This window comes from Catonella sp. (assembly GCF_052169795.1).
In the GTDB taxonomy this organism is placed as follows: Bacteria; Bacillota; Clostridia; order Lachnospirales; family Lachnospiraceae; genus Catonella.
The window spans coordinates 1-7,338 of the sequence record NZ_JBQNBU010000097.1 but is presented as its reverse complement, the minus strand read 5'-3'; the positions used below and the strand labels follow the sequence as shown (position 1 = coordinate 7,338).

Here is a 7,338-nt window from a genome sequence, read left to right as displayed (position 1 = left end):
CTTAAAAAGACAAAAATATCCGGGGAAGATTTTTATAAACCTATTATGGTTTCTCTAAAATCTACCTCGGTTTTGTTACATAATGAACGGCACATTCAGGTATCGTTATGAAATATACAAAACTGATTTGCACCATCTAGGCAAATCAAGTTACATTGCTTTTACATCGTTGAACTCCATCAACTCTGGCCTTTGTTGCTATTAGCTTTTCTTCTTTACCATGCGTAGTATATATGCCTTCTTGCTTTTTCTTCATCCAATCCTTCTCGCAAAACTATCAAGTCTACATACCTTTAATCAAAACTTCAATTCCTTTAATTCTGCAATAATCTGTGTTTCTTTCTCTCCTAACAGCTCTAAAATCTTATATTCTGCCACCAATCGAAGTCCACCAATGTATCTGCACAAAACGAGCTCTGCTCTGGAATAAACCTTCTTATTTATTAAGCACTCTTTTATTAGGCGTAGTTTTAACTCCGCCTCTTCATCATTAGTACATCCCACATAATTCCAAGATGAACTCGAAATATTATTATCAATAAATACTTTTCTATATGGAACATTTCTGCAATAAGGCTCGGTATTAGCAATGCTATCTAGAATCTTATCGGCAAGTAATGATTCCTCAACCAACATAGTTTTTGCTGGTCTTTCTTCAAATGGATGGCCACCCTTGCCAAGCCCTCTATCAGTTCTCGTACTATATGTAAGCTTGTTATAAATATATTTTATTATATATTGTTGCCACTCAAATGAATAATTCTCTACCTTAAATGATGAAAAGTATGCATGTAACAACTCACTTTCCCTTCTATATGCGTATGACAAATCACCATCTATACGATAATTATCTTTAGTTTTCACACGGTCATGTTTCTCTTCAATTATGTTTTCAGGTGGATACTCCTTAGTTTTCTCTACGCTGTGAGCAGGTATCTCATCGATAATTTGGTTTATTAATTTTTTCGCCTCTCCACCTTGAGAATTAACAATTTCAACAAACTTTTTATCTTGTTCTGTTGTATCATTTTCCTTAAATGCCTCAATTATAGCTCCCAAAAAATCACACATGAATTCATCTTCTTGAAAGCTTGATTTTTCTTTATTCATTGAAGGAAATGCAATGCAGTGCTCTTCTGGATTTAATAGCGCTAAATCAGTAGAAATAATTGAACCGCGCAAATCTTCAAACAATGATGTGAAAGCACTAATATCACTCTTGACCTCTTCTCTGGCTTCGTTATATTCCTCTTTTGAAGAATAAATACCTTCTATTTTGTAAACATATAAAACCTTGCTCGTTGCAACATCTGCCTTAATAACATCAACTACTTTCAATAAAGTATCAGCTTCATCCCCATTATCTGGTCTTAATACAAACATATAAATATCAGATTTGGCAATTTTCGTTGCCGCTACCTTTCCTGAAACTCCTGGAGTATCAGTAAATTCAATTGAACCAAGCTTACACTCACGTAATAATTTTTTTGCATAATCACTTGGTTTTTGATACACATCAATATAAGAATCAGATGACTGAATTGCATCATACTTCTTCTCAAAATCTCTAATTTCTTTAATAGCACTCTCAATTTCTTTCATCTCATCTAAATCAGTCATTGAATACATACGATTCAGTAGTTTACCTAATTTGGCGTTGAAATTACTAAGTTCTTCGTCTTCTTTTTTTTCTCCTACATATAAGCTATTAAAGTTGGAGTGAAAAACATAACTCTCCTCTGCCACTTGCTCTGAAATTCTCACATTTATCGGGCAGGCAGTCTTATCTTTGCTATTTCCACAGAATAATTGCACATAATTCTTTCTATTTAAATTATGAAAGATTTTCCAACTCGTGCTCTTCCTATAAGTGCAATTTTCTTTGATGATAAATTGTTAATTGCAATCATATCGTACTTTGAATCTTTATTCTTACCATTCATATAAGCTGCAATATCTTCCGCTTTCCAAAGCGGTCCTGATCCTACCTCCATATATGGAAGCAGAAGTTTAGGGTCTCTGTCCCTCCAGTTAGCAAAACTGATATTTTTTGTACAGTTTTTAATCCACATTATTACGGAGCATTTGTCTGTTTATCAGTTTCTTTTTAAATCAAATTATTTCTATCCGGCTTTGAGTCCACTCCAGCCCGAAAGAAAAACTCACTAAACTCATCTGTTTCAAATATCTCCAACAACTCTCTCATATTCCATATCAAGTTTGCCGTAGGTATGTCCTTCCTATCAAGCCAGAACACTTTTCCTTCTTCTGAAGACTTTATTTTTCCTTCATACTTATTGGTTTTATACAGTAATACAATATATCTTGTTCCATCTTCCTGGATCCAATCCTTAAAACCACATGGTTGCAAGTCTGAAATTGTGAGACCTGTCTCTTCCTTAATTTCCCTTATCATCGAATCCCTCAAAGATTCTCCTTCTTCAACATGACCGCCCGGAAATACCAATCCCCCCTTATATTTTATACCTACCTTTTCCTGAACCAAAACCGCATCGTCATTATATATAAGACACATATTTGTTAATTCAATTTCTGTTTTCCTATCCATACACTATCATCCTTTCAAAAAAATTAATATACCAAATTCCAATAATTACATCAATTCCTTTTTTGTTTTGATACTTATTGTATGTAGACTAATTGTATGAAGGCGAATATCATATAGTATGGAGGTAGTCATCATGGAAATTATAAAAGTTTTTGGAAGCAATGTTAGATATTATAGAACAAAAATGGGCGTTTCCCAAGAAAAGTTTGCTGAAATGTGTGGTCTGCACAGGACATACATTAGTGATATTGAGCGTTTCAATCGCAGTATATCTCTGGATAACATCCAAAAAATTGCAGATGCAATAGGGATAGATACATATAAGCTTTTTATTGAGAATACTGAGGAGGAAACATAAATCATGGGTGCATACGAAGGATTAAGCAATTATCTTGAAAGACCGTTATGTGATTATGCTATTTCTTTAGGATACGATGAATCAAATATTTTGATTCTTGAAGGTGATGTTAATAACCTAAGAAGTAACCACTTAAACATATATCAAAATCTCTTATCCTGTCAGCATCACTCCGACCGAAGAACTCCATTAGAGTATGGTCAAGACCTTGTGGCTTCGTGGGTTTTTGAAGACTTCTTTATCAATGAAATGCAAAATGCAGGATTTGATATACAACTTTCAGGTGCCGACCGAACAAGATTGATTCTACCAAATCAAAGAACCTCAACTATCAGCGATTATATTGTCCGTACAAATACTGGCTATGAAATAACAATGGAACTAGTAAATGATTATACTGGATTTTGGTATCGGACTCATAAACTACATTTGAGAGACAACAAATACCTGCAGCTCCAAAGAAATCATAGTTTACTACTTGCCATTGCTTTATCACCCAATTGTCAGAAATTCACTATTTTTGATTTTAGACAAGATATTCCCGCAATAATGATCCCTTCACACCGCCCTTATGGTGGAAAACCAGCTTATGAACTATCTGTTGAGGCTAATTCCTTATACAATTTTTCATTCACAAATGTTAGAGAAACTATTTTAAATACGCTAGGAGGATTTTAATTATGGCACAGAGAAACAGAGCCACCGGATGGCAACACGCAAAATTATCAGGTCACACTAACGAAGCTCGAGTGAAAGAGCTGCTAGATAGCAATATTGAGTACGGCAAAGAATTTATGACTAGACTAGGTATGGCTCATGAAATTATTCAATCCACATCGATTGGTGGTTTACACGAAACAAATGTACCAGGAGTCTTAGGTAAAAAAACAAAATCAAAAACTGATTTGAAAATAAAATGTGAAAGCGGTAAAGACATTAATATTTCCATTAAGAAAAGCCTTGGTGGACAGGTATATTTTGTAAGAGCCGAGCTATTCATTGAGGTTTTTGAGAAACAATTTCACAAATCAATTCCAACAGATGTTCAAAGAGCAATCAAACTATTCTGGGCCGCCGCAAATGATGCCCTTTCTATAATAGAAAAATACGGAAATAAAGCCGAAGCTAAAAGCTACGATTTACAGGTTCGTCACAAAAGCTTAAATGCAACAACATTAAAGTCTTATGATATCAAACTATATAATGCTCTTCTTCAATGGTTTAAGGACAATATATATGAGTTAACAAAGCTTTCATTCACAATGGGAGCCGCACGAGATGAAGACGAATGGTCTGATTATGTATGGTATATTAATCTTTTAGGCGAAAATGATGTTGATGAAGCATTCTACATCTTAGATATATGTAAAGCTGCTGTTAAGGTAGCCAGTTCAGAAACAGTTTATGGAGATAGTAATGGCGGAACTACTATTCAGTTACCATTCGGATTCGTACAATGGCATCAAAGTCAGTTACAATTCCATCATTCATATGAAAAAGTATGTAGTCTGATAGACAGTTTATAATTTGCAAAAATAATTGCCCTCCACAATTTAATAGAGACTGTGAAGGGCAATTGTTTATTTTTCTTGTATTGCTTTGAGCATTTCGTTGGCTATAGCCAACGAAAGCAAAGGTGGAACAGCATTTCCAATTTCTAATCGTTTCATTCCATCGGCACCATAAAACTGATAATCATCCGGGAAACTTTGAAGTCTCGCTCCTTCTCGGATAGACATAGCTCTTGAATCTCGTGGATGAATACACCTAGAGGATGATGGGCAAGCAAAATTTCTTGTAATAGTAGTTGATGGTTTCTCCCACCATAATTTTGCATATGTATTTCCGTATCCGCTTTTCGGTCTTATTTCCTCTGGTAAATCATCTTTTGACTGACCATCCTTTAATGCTTTCATAATTCTAATTAAATGCTCTCCATTCTTTGGTGCACTATGTTCAGTTAACTCTGTAGTACCATTTTTTCTCACAAATTCCAAAAAAGCATTACTTACATCCGTAGCGTATTCATTCTTTGTTTGACCACTACCAATTACTGGTAAATCGCCTATTGCGTCTTTTAATGTGACATGAGGAATCAAGTTGTCTCCATGCATTGGCATCGGATATTCATAATTATTACCATTTAAGAAACCTACAAGAATAACTCTTTCTCTTTGCTGTGGTACGCCATAATCTACAGCATTTAAAACTTTATGCTTCAGTTCGTATCCCAATTCTTCAAATTCTCTTTGAATATTCTTAAATAGATTGCCCTTATCCATACTCAAAATTCCAGTAACATTTTCAAATACAAAGGCTCTTGGTTTAATAATACTCAACACCCTTTTATATTGCATGAACAGATTCGCTCTATCATCCATCTGTCTCTTTCCCAAGGTTGAATAAGACTGACATGGCGGACCACCAACCACCACATCGATAACATTATCACCAATGGCTTCCCTTATTACATCCTCTGTCAAATCATTAATATCACAGTTAATCATATTCACACCTGGATGATTCAATGAGTATGCCTTAGAAATATCTGGCTCAATTTCATTTGCCAAGATTATTTCAAACCCATCTAATTTTGAAAAACCATAACTAAGTCCCCCGACCCCGGCAAAAAGGTCAACTATTTTGTATTTGCTCATTTTTCTGACTCACTATTCTTTATAATATATACTTTCTGACTTTGGAAATTCAACTTCCATCAAAGCCAATCTATCCTTTCCATTCTAATCGGCTTAATGCTTCATATGTGCAATAATTCCCATATCCAATATGAATAAGTTGTTCTCTTAAGGATCTTCTTTCTAACATTCCACCTGCCGTTTCCAAAAGATACAATATCTCCAAATGATATCTCGGCAGGCCATTACTTCGTTTCTTAAGCTCTTTCATATTAACTCAAAGCCTCCACTATATTCTGTGCAATTCTATATACAACAGGAACGCTCACCGAGTTTCCAATCTGTTTATATACTTGCTTTTCATTTGTTTCAGGCAAAACAAACTCCTCCGGGAATCCCTGCATTCTTGCACACTCTCTTGGTGTCATAAGTCTTACAGAGTAGTCATCATAAAAAAATGGAATTCTCTCAAAACGACTTCCCATCGCAGCTAATAATGTAGGACAAATCCCTTCTCTGCTTCTTGACAGGCCCCAATCTGTAAATCTATACACCCGATTTCGTTCTGTCATATATTCCATCATTCTATCCCACATACGATGCCTATTCATGTAGTATTTATCTTCCTGCTTTTCTTTATCATATAAATCAAAAGCAGTTCTAGTTAATGGTACCATATCTGGATATTTAAACTTCGATAAATTCTTCTTAAATTTGAAAGCGACAATATAAATTCTGTTTCTCTGTTGAGGAAGGTTGCCATATTCTTTTGCATTCATTATCTGGAATAAAACAGTATAACCTAATTCTTCAAGTAATCCTTTAATAACCTTAAAAGTGTTTCCGTCATCATGCTTAAGTAAATTCGCAACATTCTCCAAAAAAACAACTCTAGGCTTTATATCTTTTACAACCCTTATAACTTCAAAAAACAAGTTTCCTCGAGGATCATCAAACCCCTGTAATAATCCAACAGATGAAAAAGCTTGACAAGGAAATCCTGCTGTTAAAATGTCAAATTGGGGAATATCCTTTGTTGAAATATTTTTGATATCATCCTCAACCAAAAAACTATCTCCAAAATTTAATCTATATGTTTTACAAGCATATTCATCTATTTCATTTGCCCAAACAATCTCACAACCTGCTTGTTCAAATCCTAAATCTATGCCACCAATTCCAGCAAACATACTTCCAACTTTAATTTTATTTTCTATAATTACTTCATCTCCTTCTTGGCAAATTCCATATAAAGAGTCGCAGCTCTTTTCAATTGTGATTTAATAAATGATGACATATCTGCATATGTATCCGTTTCTATTAATATCTCCACTGTTTTATCATCTATTCTATCTGTATATGTCATTCTATTAATTCTTTTACACCTAGAAACAACATCTGTAGCAGAACGAATAGACATATTTTTTTCATCCCGTAACCACTGCTTAAAAACAACATAATCCATTAGTTTGCCCTCCTTATACAAGATGTGTTAATTATACTACGTCAACGTCAATCACGTCAACGTCAATTTTGCATTCATGTAAAAATTTTGGATTAATAAACAGCAATAATTACCCTAAAAAATAAATGGGCATTATATTATGTTAGTAAATAAACCCCACTCAATCATCCCCCTCCAATCTCTCAGCTGCCTCACTAGGATTTCCCATCAGTTTCAATAAATACTCTTCAAACCTTGGTCTACATATTAGATACCGATTTCCACTATATAAGGCAAATCGTAGCAAAATGTAGTAGTCATTAGTAGTCAA

Annotated in this window: 10 protein-coding genes; 3 read left to right on the top strand and 7 right to left on the bottom strand. The window is 34.4% G+C overall.

The genetic code is table 11. From position 1 onward, the window contains the following. Positions 1 to 297 precede the first annotated feature (297 nt). From ACTTKP_RS10480 to ACTTKP_RS10470, 3 genes are all read right to left on the bottom strand, one after another. The gene (locus ACTTKP_RS10480; RefSeq protein WP_442553848.1) at positions 298 to 1,746 is read right to left on the bottom strand and encodes a hypothetical protein; all 1,449 of its coding nucleotides are present in this window, start codon (positions 1,744 to 1,746) and stop codon (positions 298 to 300) included. Positions 1,747 to 1,829: 83 nt separating this feature from the next. Then, complete coding sequence (locus tag ACTTKP_RS10475; protein ID WP_442553847.1) at positions 1,830 to 2,072, bottom strand: hypothetical protein; 243 nt, start codon at positions 2,070 to 2,072, stop codon at positions 1,830 to 1,832. Positions 2,073 to 2,107: 35 nt separating this feature from the next. Continuing rightward, on the bottom strand, positions 2,108 to 2,569 hold the full coding sequence (locus ACTTKP_RS10470) for an 8-oxo-dGTP diphosphatase (RefSeq protein ID WP_442553846.1): 462 nt from the start codon (positions 2,567 to 2,569) through the stop codon (positions 2,108 to 2,110). Positions 2,570 to 2,702: 133 nt separating this feature from the next. On the opposite strand from ACTTKP_RS10470, the gene ACTTKP_RS10465 reads away from it, so the two are divergent. Genes ACTTKP_RS10465 through ACTTKP_RS10455 form a run of 3 tightly spaced genes read left to right on the top strand, consistent with a single transcriptional unit; the run spans position 2,703 to position 4,453 of the window. Then, positions 2,703 to 2,927: a helix-turn-helix domain-containing protein gene (locus ACTTKP_RS10465; protein ID WP_442553845.1), complete on the top strand. Its 225-nt coding sequence runs from the start codon at positions 2,703 to 2,705 to the stop codon at positions 2,925 to 2,927. Between the two features lie 3 nt (positions 2,928 to 2,930). Further along, on the top strand, positions 2,931 to 3,605 hold the full coding sequence (locus tag ACTTKP_RS10460; RefSeq protein ID WP_442553844.1) for a hypothetical protein: 675 nt from the start codon (positions 2,931 to 2,933) through the stop codon (positions 3,603 to 3,605). A 2-nt stretch (positions 3,606 to 3,607) separates the two neighbouring features. Continuing rightward, positions 3,608 to 4,453 (top strand): hypothetical protein, encoded by an 846-nt coding sequence (locus ACTTKP_RS10455; protein ID WP_442553843.1) that lies wholly within the window; start codon positions 3,608 to 3,610, stop codon positions 4,451 to 4,453. A gap of 54 nt (positions 4,454 to 4,507) precedes the next feature. Here ACTTKP_RS10455 and ACTTKP_RS10450 read toward each other — a convergent pair whose 3' ends face one another. From ACTTKP_RS10450 to ACTTKP_RS10435, 4 genes are all read right to left on the bottom strand, one after another. Continuing rightward, a complete protein-coding gene (locus tag ACTTKP_RS10450) occupies positions 4,508 to 5,584 on the bottom strand; it encodes a DNA cytosine methyltransferase (protein ID WP_442553842.1) in 1,077 nt (358 codons plus the stop codon). 70 nt (positions 5,585 to 5,654) lie between these two features. Continuing rightward, positions 5,655 to 5,834 carry a hypothetical protein gene (locus tag ACTTKP_RS10445; protein ID WP_442553841.1) on the bottom strand — a complete coding sequence of 60 codons (180 nt, stop codon included), beginning with the start codon at positions 5,832 to 5,834 and terminating at the stop codon, positions 5,655 to 5,657. A gap of 1 nt (position 5,835) precedes the next feature. Then, positions 5,836 to 6,753, bottom strand: coding sequence for a DNA (cytosine-5-)-methyltransferase (gene dcm, locus ACTTKP_RS10440; protein WP_442553840.1), 918 nt, complete (start codon positions 6,751 to 6,753; stop codon positions 5,836 to 5,838). Between the two features lie 29 nt (positions 6,754 to 6,782). Continuing rightward, positions 6,783 to 7,028 (bottom strand): hypothetical protein, encoded by a 246-nt coding sequence (locus ACTTKP_RS10435; RefSeq protein ID WP_442553839.1) that lies wholly within the window; start codon positions 7,026 to 7,028, stop codon positions 6,783 to 6,785. Positions 7,029 to 7,338 lie beyond the last annotated feature (310 nt).